The following is a 15,282-nucleotide window of genomic DNA, read 5'->3' as shown; positions in this document are numbered from 1 at the left end:
ACCGAGATGATTGCATTTACTGCGGCGGAAATCGCCGAAATCACAAACGGGCGCCTGGACGCCGATCCGGAGATCACGCCTCTTTCGGTGGTCACGGATTCCCGCGAAGCCACGCCCGGATCGCTGTACGTCGCGAAACCGGGAGAGTATGCGGACGGCCACGACTTCGTTGGCGCCGCCTTTGGCAACGGTTCAACGCTGGCGCTCATGGAACGGCCGGTTGCCGGCCCGGACGGCGAGAACTACCCCGCAGTGGTGGTCGACGATGCGGTGCTGGCCATGGGCGCCCTCGCCGCGGAGGCGGTCCGCCGCATTCGTGCAGCCCGCCAGGCAGCCGGTGAACAGTTCACGGTTGTGGGCATCACGGGCTCGGCAGGCAAGACCACCACCAAGGACCTCCTCGCCGGCGTCCTGGCCACCCAGGGTGCCACCGTTGCGCCACAGGGCTCCTACAACGGTGAGATCGGTGTCCCGCTGACGGTCTTCAGCGCGGACAGCAGCACCCGGTACCTGGTCATTGAAATGGGAGCAACGGGCATCGGCCACATCCGCTACTTGGCAGACATGGTCAAGCCCGACATCGGCGTAGTACTCGGCGTGGGGACCGCCCACGCCGGTGAATTCGGGGGAGTCGGGAACATCGCCCGGGCCAAGGGTGAACTGGTCGAAGGACTTTCCGCCACCGGTACTGCGATCCTCAACCTCGACGATGAACGCGTCGCCGCCATGCGGGACCGTACCCAGGCCACAGTGCTCGGATTCTCCGCTGAAGGCCGCACTGGCGCCGGAGTCCAGGCAGTCAAGCCCGACACCAACCCGGCCGGAAACCCTGAGTTTGACCTCGTCCTGCCGTCGGGCGAACCGGACCTGCACGTGAGCAGCAAACTGATCGGGTCCCATCACGTGGGCAACCTGCTCGCCGCAGCTGCGGCCTCACACGCCGCCGGTGTCGCCGGACGGGACATCGCAGCCTCACTCAGCACACAGACGGCAGCCAGCCGCTGGCGCATGGAACGTACCGAAAGGGCCGACGGCGTCACCATCATCAACGACGCCTACAATGCCAACCCGGAATCCATGCGGGCCGCCCTGCGGACCCTCGCCGACCTCGGCCGCGGCCGCCGTACCTGGGCTGTCCTGGGCGCCATGCTGGAACTCGGACCCGAATCCATCCGTGAACACACCGTGGTGGGCACACAGGTTGTCCGGCTTAATATCTCCCGCCTGGTGGTGGTGGGCCGGGAGGCCCGGCCGCTCTACGTCTCCGCCGTGCAGGAGGGGTCCTGGGGTGATGAATGCAGCTTCGCCGAAACGATCGAAGACGCCTACGAACTGCTCAACGCCGAACTTGAACCCGGCGACCTCGTCCTGTTCAAGTCCTCCAACAGCGTTGGGCTGCGGCATTTAGGCGATCGGATAGCATTACCCCCACAAGCCCCCGTACCTGCCAGTGAAGGGAGCGAACAGCTGTGATTGCACTTTTGATCGGCGCTGGCCTTGCCCTATTGTGCGCCCTGGTGGGAACCCCGCTCTTTATCCGCCTGCTGGTCCGCAAAAGCTACGGCCAGTTCATCAGGGATGACGGACCGACGTCCCACCACACCAAGCGCGGGACGCCCACCATGGGTGGAACCGTGGTGGTGGCTGCCGTCCTGCTGAGTTATGGACTGACGCACTTGATCATGTGGATGATGAATCCAGCGTCTCCGGGTCCTTCAGCGTCGGCTTTGATCCTGCTGTTCCTCATGGTGGGGATGGGTCTGGTTGGCTTCCTCGATGACTTCATCAAGATCTCAAGACAGCGAAGCCTGGGGCTGAACGCCAAAGCCAAGCTCATCGGCCAGGGAACTGTGGGAGTCGCGTTCGCCATCCTTGCCCTGAATTTCCCGGATGCAGACGGCGTTACGCCCGCGTCCACCAAAATCTCGCTGGTCCGCGATCTTCCGTGGCTGGACCTGGCCTTCGGCGGTACCGTCCTGGGCGCCATACTGTTCGTCGTGTGGTCCAACCTGATTGTCACCGCGGCAACCAACGGGGTGAACCTGACGGACGGCCTGGACGGCCTCGCTGCAGGTGCTTCCGTCATGGTTTTCGGCGCTTACACCTTGATGGGCATCTGGCAAAGCAACCAGGCCTGCGGCTCCCCGCGGGAAGCCGGCAGCGGCTGCTACTCGGTCCGCGACCCCCTCGACCTCGCCCTTCTGGCCGCCATCATGAGTGCAGCCCTCGTTGGATTCCTCTGGTGGAATACTTCTCCTGCCAAGCTTTTTATGGGAGACACCGGATCCCTCGCGATTGGCGGCGCAATCGCTGGTTTCGCCATCCTGTCCCGCACCGAACTGCTCCTGGGCATCATCGGCGGGCTTTTTGTCCTCATCACCCTGTCCGTCATCATCCAGGTGGGCTACTTCAAGGCCACCGGTGGTAAACGCTTCTTCAAGATGGCCCCGTTGCAGCACCACTTTGAGCTCAAGGGGTGGGCCGAGGTTACCGTGGTAGTCCGATTCTGGATCCTCGGAGGGCTTTTCGTAGCCGTTGGCCTGGGGATCTTCTACGCTGAATGGGTTGTGCTCCTGTGACAGTTTCCTCCCGCCTCACTCACCTCACCAGTTGGGACTCGGACTGGGCGGGCCTGCGCGTCGTGGTCACCGGCATCGGCGTGTCCGGCTTCGCCGCGGCCGATACCCTCATCGAACTGGGTGCCCGCGTCGTGGTGGTTGACGCAGCCACGTCCGAGACAGCAAAGGCCCACGCTGAAACACTGAAGATCGTCGGTGCCGCCGACGTTCTCCTGGGGGATGAAGCGGTCAGCAGGATCCCAAAAATCGATGGGTCCCTGCCCGAACTCATCGTGACGTCACCGGGCTGGCGCCCGGACCAAGCCCTCCTGGCATCCGCCGCACGCGCCCACATCCCCGTTTGGGGCGACGTCGAACTTGCCTGGCGGCTGCGCATCCGGGAAGGGCACAAGACAGCTGACTGGCTGACCATCACCGGAACAAACGGCAAAACCACCACGGTTGGCCTGACCGAAGCGATGCTGCAGGCCGCAGGACTGAAGGCCATCGCCGTCGGAAACGTGGGAACTCCCATCCTTGACGCCCTCCGCGATCCCGTTCAATACGACGTCTTCGCCGTCGAACTTTCCAGCTTCCAGCTGCACTGGGCTGAATCGCTTTCGCCCGTGGCAAGTGTGTGCCTGAACGTGGCTGAGGACCACGTGGACTGGCACGGATCGTACACGTCCTACCTCGCGGACAAGGCCAAAGTCTACGAACGCACCCAGAAGGCCTGCATATTCAACGCAGAGCAGATCGAGACCGAGCGGATGGTGGAGAACGCCGACGTCGTGGAAGGGTGCCGGGCCGTGGGCTTTACCACCCTTACCCCCGCGATCAGCATGCTGGGAGTGGTGGAGGGGCTCCTCGTTGACCGCGCCTTTATCCCCGAGCGCAAGGACAGCGCGGCTGAGCTCGCCTCAATGTCCGACCTCGGAGAATTCGCCCCGCGGCACATGGTGGCCAACGCCCTGGCCGCGGGAGCACTGGTGCGGGCCTACGGCGTTGACGCCAAGGCTGTCCGCCAAGGCATCCGTGACTACGTCCCCGGCAATCACCGGATCCAGCCGGTAGCCCGGCAGAACGGCGTCCTCTGGATCAACGACTCCAAAGCCACCAACCCGCACGCTGCGTCGGCGTCGCTGGCCACCTTCGAGAAGGTGGTCTGGATCGCCGGCGGCCTGTCCAAGGGCGTCAGCTACGACGACCTGGTCCGGGACCACGCAGCGCGGCTCAAGGCCGTGGTGCTGATCGGCACGGACACCGAGGCCCTGGTTCAGGCCCTCGAACGACACGCACCGGATGTCCCGGTGATCGGACCGCCCGCGGGCGACACTGAAAAGATGCAGACTGCCGCAGAGGGCGGGGCCGTCGCAGGCAGCCCGTCGGAGTCCGGCGGGACCGTGATGTCCCGCGCCGTTGCGGCAGCGGCTCAGCTTGCCGCGCCGGGTGACACAGTTCTGATGGCGCCGGCAGCTGCATCCATGGATCAGTTCTCTTCCTACGCTCACCGTGGCGACGCCTTTATCGAAGCTGTCCGCGAGCTGGTGGAAGGGCAGGCCCAGACCGGCGAGGAGTAACAATGGTCAGCACGCCCACCCGGCCGCCGGCAGCAACGCCGCGCCCGGGAAAAACCGCAGCTCCTGCCGGTTCCCGGCCCTCCTTGCCTGTGCGGATCCGCAACGGGTACCGCCGTTTTTGGTCAGCTCTGGAAGGGACCGGAACCTCGCGGAACGGTTCCACCTACTACCTCATCCTGGGCTCCACCCTCGCCCTGACCGCCATCGGCATCATGATGGTGCTCTCTGCTTCCAGCGTGGAATCCATCGCGGCCGGCAAGTCCCCGTATGGTGACGCCCTGAAACAGGGCATGTTTGCCGCCATTGGAATCTTCACCATGTTCGTCCTGTCGCGCATCAACGTTGTCTGGCTGAAGCGCCTTGCCTGGCCCGGCCTGGGCATCGCACTGGTACTCCTGGCACTGGTCCAGGTCATCGGCGATGAAGTCAACGGCAACAAGAACTGGATCGACATCGGCGGCATCACGTTCCAGCCGTCCGAGGCGTCAAAGCTGGCCCTGGCCCTGTGGATGGCCACAGTCCTGGCGAGGAAGGGCAAGCTCCTGCGCCGGTGGCAGCACGCGCTGATCCCCGCTGTTCCCGCGGCTGGCCTTGTCATCGGCCTCGTCGTCCTGGGAAATGACCTGGGCACCGCGATGATCATCATGATGATCACCGCGGCCGCGCTCTTTTTCGCCGGCGTGCCGTTGTATCTGTTCGGCTTCGCCGCGCTGATCGGCGCCGCGGGAACTGCCGCCATGGCCATCACGAGCTCCAACCGCATGTGCCGCATCACCTCCTGGTGGACGGGAAAGTCCTGTGCCGACGGCATCGATGCGAACTACCAAGCCACGAACGGGATCTACGGACTGGCGTCCGGCGGCTGGTTCGGCGTCGGACTTGGCCAAAGCAGACAGAAGTACAGCTGGATCCCGGAAGCCCACAACGACTTCATCTTCGCCATCATCGGTGAGGAGCTGGGGCTGGTGGGCACCGTCGTCGTCCTGGTCCTGTTCGCCATCCTGGGGGCCGCGATCTACCGCGTCGTGGTGGCGCAGGAGGACATGTTCCACCGGGTCCTGGCGGGCACCATCATGGTCTGGCTCCTCGGCCAGGCCACAGTCAACATGTCCGTGGTCACCGGGCTGATGCCCGTGATCGGCGTCCCTTTGCCGTTCATCTCCTACGGCGGCTCGGCACTCATGATGTCGCTGTGCGCCGTCGGCGTCGTGCTGTCACTCGCCAGGGAACAGATGGCCCCGGCAATACGGCCCAAGCGGATGCTGAAGTTCGGCAACAGGCCCTCCCGGGGATCCACCGGCCCAAAGAAAACCGCCAGAAAGCGTACCTAGCACCAGATGACTTCCCAAACTCTCTCCATCGTCCTGGCCGGAGGCGGTACTGCGGGGCACATCAGCCCCCTCCTTGCCATCGCCGCCGCCATCCGGACCGCCGCTCCTGAAGCCAGGCTCCTCGCCGTCGGAACACCGTCGGGCATGGAAACCCGGCTGGTGCCTGCCGCGGGACTGGAGCTTGCCACCATCGACCGTGTGCCTTTGCCGCGCAGGCCGTCCATGGACCTGCTCAGGCTGCCCGGCCGCCTGGCCGGGGCCGTACGGCAAGCCGGCCGGATCCTGGATGAACATGACGCCGACGTGCTCGTCGGCGTGGGCGGGTACGTCTGCACTCCCATGTACCTGGCTGCCCGGCGCCGCCGGATCCCCATAGTGATCCATGAAGCAAACGCGCGTCCCGGCCTTGCCAACCGTGTCGGTGCCATGCTGACCAAGTACGTAGCCGTCGCCTTCGACACCACGCGGCTCCGCCATGCCCGGCACGTCGGGATGCCCATGCGCACTGAGATTTCAGGCCTGGAACGGGCTGCGTCCCGGGCTGCTGCCCGCGAAGCCCTGGGCCTGCACCCGACGCAGCCTACGCTGATTGTTACCGGCGGTTCCTCAGGTGCCCAGAGCATCAACCGCACTGTCGCGGCGGCCGTCGAGGACCTGGCTGCCGCGGGCATCCAGACACTGCACATCACCGGACGCGGCAAGGCACTGCTGAATGCCAACGGCGGCACGCTTACGGCCCCCGGCTACCGGCAGGTGGAGTACGTGGACGGCATGGAGTTGGCTTACGCCGCCGCCGACGTGCTCGTGGCCAGGTCCGGCGCTGCGACAGTCTGCGAAGCGGCCGCCGTGGGCGTGCCCGCCGTTTTTATCCCGCTGCCCATCGGCAACGGCGAACAGGCGCTCAACGCTGCGGGGCTGGTCAAAGCTGAGGGGGCGCTCCTCGTCCAGGACCGGGACTTCTCCGTCCAATGGGTCAGGGACCATCTCATCCCGCTGGTGACTGACCCAGTCCGGTTGGCCGCCATGGCCGCCAACTCCCAGCGCCTTGGAATCAGAAATGCCGACCAGCGCATGGCTGGTCTTGTCCTGGAAGCGGTATCCGAATGAGCCCTGCCAACATCCACAGCCAGGAATCCCTGGGCCGCGTCCACTTCATCGGGATCGGCGGTGTTGGGATGTCCGCCGTTGCCCGGATCATGGTTGCCCGCGGGCTGGTGGTCAGCGGATCCGACGCCAAGGACCTCCCTGTCATGGCCGACCTCGCGGCCGCAGGTGCCAGGGTAGCTGTGGGATACGATGCCGCGAACCTCGGCGACGCCCAGACCGTGGTGGCGGGCTCCGCGATCCGTGCAGACAACCCAGAACTAGTGGCTGCCCGAGAGGCGGGGCTGCCAGTGCTGCACCGGTCTGAGGCGCTGGCGGCCACCATGGGCGAGGACATTGTGGTCACGGTGGCAGGAACGCACGGCAAGTCCACCACGACGTCGATGATCACTGTGCTGCTGCAGGGCGCCGGGCTGGATCCCTCGTTTGCAATCGGGGCCAACGTTCCTGCGCTCGGCGTCAACGCAGCACATGGCGCGTCCGGGATTTTTGTGGCCGAGGCCGACGAATCGGACGGCTCGTTTCTGAACTATCGGCCCCGGATAGCCGTCGTCACCAATGTGGAGCCGGACCACCTTGACCACTACGGAACCGCGGAGGCTGTCTACGCATCCTTTGACCAGTTCACGGAACTCCTGCCCGCGGACGGCGTCCTGGTCGCCTGCGCCGATGACGCCGGCGCCCTGGCCCTTGCACGCCGCACCTTTGAGCGCGGTAACACCCGCGTACTCCTGTACGGCACCTCGGATGAAGCGGACCTGGTGCTGCACGACGGCGGCCCGGGAGACGTTTCGGTGTCCACCACTGCAGGCCGCTTCGGCCTGCAGCTGCAGGTTCCGGGCCGGCACAACGCCCTGAACGCCGCTGCCGCCTTTGCGGTGGCACTGGAACTGGGGGTTGAACCAGGCGCCGCCGCCGCGGCCCTGGGCAACTTTTCCGGCGCGTCACGCCGTTTTGAACTGAAAGGGGAGGCCGGCGGCGTCCGGGTCTTCGACGACTACGCCCACCACCCCACCGAAGTGCGTGCCGCCCTCGCTGCAGCCCGGTCAGTTGCCGGTGACCACCGGGTCCATGTCCTCTTCCAGCCGCACCTCTTTTCCCGGACCCGGGAGTTCGCCCGCGAGTTCGCCGAGGCCCTGAACCTGGCCGACACCGCCTTGGTCCTGGATATCTATCCGGCCCGCGAGGATCCTATCCCCGGGGTCACCAGCCAGTTGATCGCCGACCACCTTGGCGCCGGTGGACGCCTGGTGGATGGAAACGCCGCGGTAGCGGAACTTGTTGGCGCTGCGGACGCTGGCGACATTGTCCTGACCGCGGGAGCCGGCGATGTGACCGCCTACGGCCCGAAGATCGTGCAGGCACTGCGTGGCTAGTGCCCGGCGCCCCACCTACACCTCGCCGGGACGCGCCCAACAGGGGAGGAACAGGTCCGGCGATCCTTCCGGCGGCCCGTCCGGCACCCCCGCGCCCGGCCAGGCGGAGGAGCCGGAGGTCATCTCCGCTTCCAAGACCGCTCCGGGGCCGGAAGTGGCCCCGGCAAGGGCCAAACAGCCCAAGGGCGCCAAATCCAAGGAGAAGCAGGCCAGGGAAGGGCAGTCCAGCGGGGCAGCTGCAGGCGCGAACGTCCTGGCTTTCCCGGAGCCCAAAGGCAGGCGGCTGAAGCGAAACATCATCATCGCGGCCAGCACCCTTGCCGCGGTGGTAGCAGGGATCCTCGCAGCAGCCATCTTTTCGCCGCTGCTGGCGGTCAGCACTATCTCCGTATCCGGCACCAGGCTCCTGACTGCTGATCAGGTCCAGGCCGCCCTGGAACCGCTGAAGGGCAAACCCCTGCCGCAAATCACCGACGAGGAGGTGGACCGGCTCCTGGAACCACTCATCCAGATCAAATCAGTGAAAACGCAGGCACGGCCTCCGTCGGACCTGGTTGTCGAAGTCCGGGAACGCGTCCCGGTGGCCCTGGTGAAGCAGGGGGAGCAGTACCAGCAAGTTGACGTTGACGGGGTGCAGCTGGCGGCCACCACGGATCCAGCCTCCGTGGCGCTGCCAGTGATCGACGGCGGCGCAGGCACCATCGGCAAGGATCTGTTCCAGGCGACGGCGGCGGTCCTTGGCGCCCTTCCTCCCGAGGTCCTGGCGAAGCTTTCCAATGCCTCAGCACAGTCTGTCGATGCCGTGGAACTCAAGCTCGTGGACGGGCAGACCATCGTCTGGGGCAACGCGTCGGAGAGGGAACTCAAAGCCAAGGTCCTGGAGGCATTGCTGAAGGTTCCCGCCGATCCGAAGAACCCCGTGCGTGTCTATGACGTCAGTGTGCCCAGGCATCCTGTGACGCGCTAAATCTCTGTATTTCCCGGGAATAGCACGACACGCGGCCTGCGGTTATTGAATGTGCGAACCATAGGAAATACCGTCACAGACATGAGTTACTTGACATAACTATAACCTTCAACTCGAAGGTTAAGGTTCAAAGCTTCAAGCTCGACTCCATCAGTTTTCGCAATAGGACACGAACAAGGGACACGTAACGTGGCAGCTCCGCAGAATTACTTGGCCGTCATCAAGGTCGTCGGCATCGGCGGCGGTGGCGTGAACGCAGTCAACCGCATGATCGAAGTCGGTCTTCGCGGTGTCGAATTCATCGCAATCAACACCGATGCCCAGGCCCTGCTGATGAGCGATGCCGACGTCAAGCTTGACGTTGGGCGGGAGCTGACACGCGGGCTTGGCGCAGGCGCCAACCCGGAGGTGGGCAAGCAGGCAGCTGAGGACCACGCGGACGAGATCGAAGAGGTCATCCGCGGCGCAGACATGGTCTTCGTGACCGCCGGTGAAGGCGGCGGAACGGGTACTGGCGGCGCTCCCGTCGTGGCACGTATCGCACGTTCGCTCGGCGCGCTGACCATCGGCGTAGTCACCCGCCCGTTTACCTTCGAAGGCCGGCGCCGTGCCGGCTCTGCCGAGGCGGGCATCGACGCCCTGCGCGACGAAGTGGACACCCTGATCGTCATCCCGAACGACAGGCTCCTGTCCATCAGCGACCGCAACGTCTCCGTCCTGGACGCTTTCCGCTCTGCTGACCAGGTCCTGCTGTCCGGTGTCCAGGGCATCACTGACCTCATCACCACGCCCGGCCTGATCAACCTTGACTTCGCGGACGTGAAGTCCGTCATGCAGGGCGCAGGCTCGGCACTGATGGGCATCGGTTCAGCCCGCGGTGAGGACCGTGCCGTGAAGGCTGCGGAACTTGCTATCGCCTCGCCGCTGCTTGAGGCTTCCATCGACGGCGCCCACGGTGTCCTGCTGTCCATCCAGGGCGGCTCCGACCTCGGCCTCTTCGAGATCAACGAAGCGGCGCGGCTGGTCCAGGAAGTGGCCCACCCGGAAGCGAACATCATCTTCGGCGCGGTCATCGACGACGCCCTTGGCGACGAGGCCCGCGTGACCGTCATTGCCGCGGGCTTCGACGACGTCAAGGCAACCTCGCCGTCCATGGACCAGTCCCAGCCCCAGGTAGCCCCCCAGCGCCCCGCCGCGCCCGCGCCCGCCCCGGCCCAGGCGCCGTCGGGCGGAAGCCACCAGATGAACGTACAGCCGGTCCACGCCGGAGTCGGTGCGTCCGGCCTGAGCAACTGGGGCCAGCAGCGCCCGTCGGCGGTGCCCGCGGACTCCGGTTTCGACGTCGACCTTCCCTCGGTCGTGGAGCCGGACCTCTCCGGCAGCCGCTCCGATGACCTGGATGTCCCCGACTTCCTGAAGTAGGGCGCAGCTTGTTCCTTTGGAAGGCGGAAGTCCTCCCCGGTGTGACCGTGGCATTCACGGACACACGCGCCGGCAACCTGGCGTTGCATGTGGGGGACAACGCGGACGATGTCCGGGTACGCAGGGCAGAACTGGAGCTCAATGCCGCCATGGTGCCGGGTTCCCTGCGGTTCATGAACCAGGTGCATGGAACTGCCGTGGCGGTCATGGAGGCCGGCAGTGCCGATCCTGAGGCAGATGCCATGGTTTCCAGGGGCGTGCCGCTGGCGGTCATGGTGGCTGATTGCATCCCCGCGGTGCTGGTCGGCCAGGCCCTTGGCGGCCCTGTGCTTGGTGCTGTCCACGCCGGCCGGCCGGGGCTGGCGGCGGGGGTCATTCCCGCCGCGGTCGAACGTATGCGGGCCATGGGGGCCGTCAACATCCAGGCATGGCTCGGTCCGTCAATTTGCGGCAGCTGCTACGAGGTTCCGGCCGGGCTGCGGGCCGACGTAGCGGCAGCAGTTCCTGCGGCGTGGTCCACCACCAGCTGGGGGACTCCCGGCCTTGACCTGCCTGCCGGCGCGCGGAGCCAGCTGGAGGCGGCAGGCGTGGACGTCATGTACTGCGGGCCTTGCACGCTTGAGAACCAGGATCTATTCTCCTACCGCCGTAACAAAGACACTGGCCGGTTTGCCGGATTGGTCTGGACGCATGACTGAGGCCACGAACCCTGCAGCGCGCACTGCCGAATTGGAAAATGGCCTGGCCGCCGTGAGGAGCCGCATCGTCGCTGCCACAAAGGCATCAGGCCGGGCGGATGAGCCGGCGCTAATCGTCGTCACCAAGTTCCACCCGGCGGACGACATCCGCCGGCTCGCCGCCCTGGGCGTCAAGGACGTCGGAGAGAACAGGGATCAGGAGGCCTCTGCGAAAGCTGAAGCCCTGCACGACCTCGGGCTCAACTGGCATTTCGTGGGCCAACTCCAAAGCAAAAAAGCCAAATCCGTTGTCCGCTATGCCCATGCCGTCCACTCCGTGGACCGGCCGCAGCTCGTTGACGGGCTCGCCCGGGCCATGGCTACCGAACAGGACCGGTCAGGGCGGGCTGCGCTGGAATGCTTCATCCAAGTCAGCCTGGACGACGACGCCGGTGCACACCGCGGCGGGGCCGCTCCCGCCGAGGTCCCGTCCCTCGCAGAGCAACTGGCTTCCGCCGGCGGGCTGGTCCTGGCCGGCGTCATGGCTGTGGCGCCACTTGGATCCCCGCCAGAAGCGGCCTTCGAGAAGCTAGCCGCCATCTCTGCCCGGCTCACCGCGGACCATCCGGGCGCCACGGGCATTTCGGCCGGTATGAGCCAGGACCTCGAGGTGGCCATCCGCTTCGGAGCGACACACCTGCGGATCGGTTCGGATATTCTCGGATCGCGTCCCGCCGTGGGGTAGCGTCAAAGCATTGGAAGTGAATGGCGGGGATTTCCAGTGCTGTCAAATCATTGGTCGGCCCGCCTACGGACACGATTAGGAGTCGACCATGGCCGGCGCTCTGCGCAAGACAATGATCTATCTTGGGCTCGCCGATGGCGATGAACATTACGAGTCCGAGCACCACACCACACGTAAGGATGAGGACGAATCCATGGAAGTTGACCGCGAGGAACGCCGTGCACCCGCACCCGTCCGCGAGGTCAGCCGTGAGGCGTCCTATGTCCCCGAAGAGGAATACCGCGCACCAGTGACCCCCATCAAGCGTGCGGCATCCAGCCGCGAAGAGTCTTCCGGCCTCCGGCAGATCACCACCATCCATCCGCGGTCCTACAACGACGCGAAGCTTATCGGCGAGAGTTTCCGTGACGGCATCCCGGTCATCATGAATGTCACCGACATGGGCGAGGCCGATGCCAAGCGCCTTGTGGACTTTTCCGCAGGGCTCGTGTTCGGACTCCGGGGCAGCATCGAGCGTGTCACCAACAAGGTCTTCCTCCTGTCGCCGTCGTACATCGAGGTCATCGGCGATGACAAGAAGGTCAGCGAGACCCAGGCGAGCTTCTTCAATCAAAGCTAGCCATTAGGCTCATTGTGGATGCCAGGCAGGTGGACCTGTCTGGCATCTGTGCTGAAATAGATAAGAAACATTGGCAGGACGCTGCGGTATCCGGAATGGACATGGAGATATGAGTTAAGTCATGGGAATTGTTTTCGGACTTGTCTATATCGCCCTTTTACTGTTCCTTGTGGCACTCATCGTGCGGCTGGTGTTCGACTGGGTCCAGATGTTTGCCCGGGAGTGGCGCCCCCGTGGGCCGGCCCTCGTGGTGGCCCACGCAGTGTATTCGGTCACGGACCCGCCACTGAAGGTCCTGCGGAGACTGATCCCGCCTCTGCGGCTTGGCGGCATCAGTCTGGACCTGGGGTTCCTGATTTTGTTCATCGCTGTCAGCGTGGCGATGGGTATCACCAGGAGTTTCGCGTAAATTTCCATTAGACCTAGCTGTTCAGGCTCAGATCCGCAGGGAACTGTCACTTGCAACGCGAAGAAACTCCGGTTTGACACCACGGTGTTGAATTAGAGGAACCAGTCCATATTTAGGTACCGTAGTTTTGACGGCCGGAAGGCCACTGACTAACTAGACCAGTGAGGTGACCAGATGGCTTTGACGCCAGAAGACGTTGTCAACAAGCGCTTTCAGCCGACCAAGTTCCGCGAAGGCTACGACCAGGATGAAGTAGATGACTTCCTGGACGAAATCGTCGTTGAACTCCGGCGCCTGAACCAGGAGAACGACGAGCTGCGCAAGAAGCTCGCCGAGGGCGGTTCGGCCGTTCCTGCCAGCTCCGCCGCTGCGGCACCGGTGGTCGAGAAGGTCCCCGCGCCCGTCAAGGCCGAGAAGGACGACTCCCGCGCCAAGGCCGAGGCCGACGCCAAAGCAGCCGAAGCAAGCAAGAAGAAGGAAGCTGAGCAGGCTGCTCCGGCTGCTGCTGTTGCAGCTGCCGCTCCTTCCCAGGCTGCCGGCAGCACAGTTTCTGCCGAATCGGCTGCCGGACTGCTGGCCATGGCGCAGCAGATGCATGACCGCCACGTCGCTGACGGCCAGGCCCAGAAGGACAAGATCATCGCTGAAGCGCAGATCGAAGCCAGCAGCCTCGTCAACGATGCTCAGGAGAAGTCCCGCAAGATCCTTGGTGCCCTTGAGCAGCAGCGCTCCGTGCTCGAACGCAAGGTGGAGCAGCTGCGTGGCTTCGAGCGCGATTACCGCTCACGCCTGAAGGCCTACATCGAAGGCCAGCTGCGCGACCTTGACGCCCGTGGCTCCGTGGCCGCGCCCGAGGTCGAAGCCAACTAGCAAGGTCGAACCAAACTCGATTGTTAAGCACGTATTCTGAAAGCCGGTGGCTGAGGATTCCTCGGCCGCCGGCTTTTGTGATTAACATCGGTATCCGAATGAAAGCACCATGACAGACGAACTTGCCGCTGACGCTGCACTCCCTCTTCCGCCCACGCCGCGGCGCCCTCGCCGCCGGATCCTGCTGTCCATTTTTGCTGGATTCGCGGTCTTCGCCTACGCGCTGGACCAGCTGACCAAACTCTGGGTTACTTCCAGCATGGTTGAGGGCGAGCGTATCCCTGTCCTGCCACCAGTGCTGCACTGGTACTTCATCCGGAACTCCGGCGCAGCCTTCTCCATCGGAGAAAACGTCACGTGGGTGTTTTCGATCATCATGGCAGCGGTTTCCATTGCCATCCTGTTCCAGGTGCGCAAGCTTGGGTCCGCCTGGTGGTCGCTGGCCTTGGGCCTACTCCTGGGCGGTGCACTGGGCAACCTCACAGACCGGCTGTTCCGCGAGCCTTCGTTCGGGATGGGGCACGTGGTGGACTTCATCCAGCTACCCAATTTCGCCATTTTCAACATTGCCGATTCCGCGGTGGTCTCGGCAGTGGCCATTATTTGCATCCTGACGCTCCGCGGGATCTCCCTGGACGGGTCCCGGCATGTGGCGGCTCCGCGGGAGAAGGCCACGCCGAAGGAAGAACCCGGCGATGCCTGAGCGCATTGTGGTGGCCGATGAATTCGGCGGAACACGGGCGGACGCAGGACTGGCAAAGCTCATGGGGATTTCACGCTCCCTGGCCGCGACGCTTATTGCCGAAGGCAACGTCATCAGCCGGGGCAAAGCGGTAGGCAAATCAGCAAAGCTGATTGCAGGGGACGTCCTTGACGTCACGGTGCCCGAACGGCGGGACCCGCTCGAAGTGGTGGAGGAAGTTGTGGAAGGCCTGAAGATCCTGCTCGATGACGACGATTTCGTCGTCGTCGACAAGCCCGTGGGCGTTGCTGCCCATCCATCACCGGGCTGGGTCGGGCCCACCGTAGTGGGCGGCCTCGCAGGAGCCGGGTACCGCATCTCCACCTCCGGTTCCCCCGAACGTGCAGGCATCGTCCACCGGCTCGACGTCGGCACGTCCGGTGTGATGGTCGTGGCGAAGACCGAGCGCGCCTACACAGCCCTGAAGAGGGCGTTCAAGGAGCGCAGCGTGGACAAGGTCTACCACGCTGTGGTCCAGGGCCTGCCGGACCCCTTGGAGGGCACCATCGACGCGCCGATTGGGCGCCATCCGGGCCATGACTGGCGCTTTGCCGTGATCGAGGACGGCAGGCCTTCAATTACGCATTACGAGGTATTAGAGGCCTTCGGCAAGGCCACACTGGTGGAAGTTCATCTTGAAACTGGCCGCACACACCAGATACGCGTCCACTTTTCCGCCCTCCGGCACCCCTGTGCCGGTGACCTAACGTACGGTGCGGACCCGCGGCTCGCCGCCACGCTGGGACTCACACGGCAGTGGCTGCACGCCCGCCAGCTCGGCTTCGACCACCCGGTGACGGGGGAACGGGTCACCGTCACCAGCGATTACCCGCAGGATCTCTCCTTTGCCCTGGAAGTGCTCGAATCCGGGCAGGCCTGACC

At 64.7% G+C, this 15,282-nt stretch carries 15 protein-coding genes; all 15 read left to right on the top strand.

Going from position 1 to position 15,282, the window contains the following annotated elements; translation table 11 throughout:
• Positions 1-6: 6 nt before the first annotated feature.
• Positions 7-1,473 (top strand): UDP-N-acetylmuramoyl-tripeptide--D-alanyl-D-alanine ligase, encoded by a 1,467-nt coding sequence (murF, locus tag ACFC25_RS19475; RefSeq protein ID WP_337347745.1) that lies wholly within the window; start codon positions 7-9, stop codon positions 1,471-1,473.
• A complete protein-coding gene (gene mraY / locus ACFC25_RS19470; protein ID WP_337347746.1) occupies positions 1,470-2,579 on the top strand; it encodes a phospho-N-acetylmuramoyl-pentapeptide-transferase in 1,110 nt (369 codons plus the stop codon). Before murF ends, mraY begins: the two co-directional genes overlap by 4 nt.
• On the top strand, positions 2,561-4,138 hold the full coding sequence (murD, locus tag ACFC25_RS19465) for a UDP-N-acetylmuramoyl-L-alanine--D-glutamate ligase (RefSeq protein ID WP_376048229.1): 1,578 nt from the start codon (positions 2,561-2,563) through the stop codon (positions 4,136-4,138). Before mraY ends, murD begins: the two co-directional genes overlap by 19 nt.
• Positions 4,139-4,140: 2 nt before the next feature.
• Entirely contained in the window at positions 4,141-5,469 is a 1,329-nt protein-coding gene (ftsW, locus tag ACFC25_RS19460) for a putative lipid II flippase FtsW (RefSeq protein WP_337347748.1), read from the top strand.
• A gap of 6 nt (positions 5,470-5,475) precedes the next feature.
• Positions 5,476-6,576, top strand: a complete 1,101-nt coding sequence (gene murG / locus ACFC25_RS19455; protein WP_376048225.1) for an undecaprenyldiphospho-muramoylpentapeptide beta-N-acetylglucosaminyltransferase — start codon at positions 5,476-5,478, stop codon at positions 6,574-6,576.
• A complete protein-coding gene (murC, locus tag ACFC25_RS19450; RefSeq protein WP_376048222.1) occupies positions 6,573-7,949 on the top strand; it encodes a UDP-N-acetylmuramate--L-alanine ligase in 1,377 nt (458 codons plus the stop codon). The genes murG and murC overlap by 4 nt, the downstream gene beginning before the upstream one ends.
• Complete coding sequence (locus ACFC25_RS19445; RefSeq protein WP_376048220.1) at positions 7,942-8,916, top strand: cell division protein FtsQ/DivIB; 975 nt, start codon at positions 7,942-7,944, stop codon at positions 8,914-8,916. Before murC ends, ACFC25_RS19445 begins: the two co-directional genes overlap by 8 nt.
• Before the next feature lie 189 nt (positions 8,917-9,105).
• Positions 9,106-10,338: a cell division protein FtsZ gene (gene ftsZ, locus ACFC25_RS19440; RefSeq protein ID WP_066285766.1), complete on the top strand. Its 1,233-nt coding sequence runs from the start codon at positions 9,106-9,108 to the stop codon at positions 10,336-10,338.
• A gap of 8 nt (positions 10,339-10,346) precedes the next feature.
• Positions 10,347-11,036 (top strand): polyphenol oxidase family protein, encoded by a 690-nt coding sequence (locus ACFC25_RS19435; protein WP_376048217.1) that lies wholly within the window; start codon positions 10,347-10,349, stop codon positions 11,034-11,036.
• On the top strand, positions 11,029-11,760 hold the full coding sequence (locus ACFC25_RS19430) for a YggS family pyridoxal phosphate-dependent enzyme (RefSeq protein WP_337347753.1): 732 nt from the start codon (positions 11,029-11,031) through the stop codon (positions 11,758-11,760). The genes ACFC25_RS19435 and ACFC25_RS19430 overlap by 8 nt, the downstream gene beginning before the upstream one ends.
• A gap of 88 nt (positions 11,761-11,848) precedes the next feature.
• Positions 11,849-12,379 (top strand): cell division protein SepF, encoded by a 531-nt coding sequence (locus tag ACFC25_RS19425; protein WP_337347754.1) that lies wholly within the window; start codon positions 11,849-11,851, stop codon positions 12,377-12,379.
• Between the two features lie 121 nt (positions 12,380-12,500).
• Positions 12,501-12,788, top strand: a complete 288-nt coding sequence (locus tag ACFC25_RS19420) for a YggT family protein (RefSeq protein ID WP_337347755.1) — start codon at positions 12,501-12,503, stop codon at positions 12,786-12,788.
• A gap of 174 nt (positions 12,789-12,962) precedes the next feature.
• A complete protein-coding gene (locus ACFC25_RS19415) occupies positions 12,963-13,658 on the top strand; it encodes a DivIVA domain-containing protein (protein ID WP_337347756.1) in 696 nt (231 codons plus the stop codon).
• 109 nt (positions 13,659-13,767) lie between these two features.
• Positions 13,768-14,361, top strand: coding sequence for a signal peptidase II (gene lspA, locus ACFC25_RS19410; protein ID WP_376048213.1), 594 nt, complete (start codon positions 13,768-13,770; stop codon positions 14,359-14,361).
• Positions 14,354-15,280, top strand: a complete 927-nt coding sequence (locus ACFC25_RS19405) for an RluA family pseudouridine synthase (protein WP_337347758.1) — start codon at positions 14,354-14,356, stop codon at positions 15,278-15,280. The genes lspA and ACFC25_RS19405 overlap by 8 nt, the downstream gene beginning before the upstream one ends.
• The last annotated feature ends 2 nt before the right edge of the window (positions 15,281-15,282 follow it).

It is taken from the genome of Pseudarthrobacter sp. NPDC055928, assembly GCF_042270935.1.
Lineage (GTDB): Bacteria > Actinomycetota > Actinomycetes > Actinomycetales > Micrococcaceae > Arthrobacter.
Note: the sequence above shows the minus strand (reverse complement) of the source record. Positions and strands in the feature narration are given on the sequence as shown.

Coding starts and splice junctions, on each gene's coding strand:
- ACFC25_RS19420 (WP_337347755.1), top strand. CDS start 12,501: ATGGGAATTGTTTTCGGACTTGTCTATATCGCCCTTTTACTGTTCCTT.
- murC (WP_376048222.1), top strand. CDS start 6,573: ATGAGCCCTGCCAACATCCACAGCCAGGAATCCCTGGGCCGCGTCCAC.
- lspA (WP_376048213.1), top strand. CDS start 13,768: ATGACAGACGAACTTGCCGCTGACGCTGCACTCCCTCTTCCGCCCACG.
- ACFC25_RS19405 (WP_337347758.1), top strand. CDS start 14,354: ATGCCTGAGCGCATTGTGGTGGCCGATGAATTCGGCGGAACACGGGCG.
- murF (WP_337347745.1), top strand. CDS start 7: ATGATTGCATTTACTGCGGCGGAAATCGCCGAAATCACAAACGGGCGC.
- murD (WP_376048229.1), top strand. CDS start 2,561: ATGGGTTGTGCTCCTGTGACAGTTTCCTCCCGCCTCACTCACCTCACC.
- ACFC25_RS19415 (WP_337347756.1), top strand. CDS start 12,963: ATGGCTTTGACGCCAGAAGACGTTGTCAACAAGCGCTTTCAGCCGACC.
- ACFC25_RS19425 (WP_337347754.1), top strand. CDS start 11,849: ATGGCCGGCGCTCTGCGCAAGACAATGATCTATCTTGGGCTCGCCGAT.
- ftsW (WP_337347748.1), top strand. CDS start 4,141: ATGGTCAGCACGCCCACCCGGCCGCCGGCAGCAACGCCGCGCCCGGGA.
- murG (WP_376048225.1), top strand. CDS start 5,476: ATGACTTCCCAAACTCTCTCCATCGTCCTGGCCGGAGGCGGTACTGCG.
- ACFC25_RS19430 (WP_337347753.1), top strand. CDS start 11,029: ATGACTGAGGCCACGAACCCTGCAGCGCGCACTGCCGAATTGGAAAAT.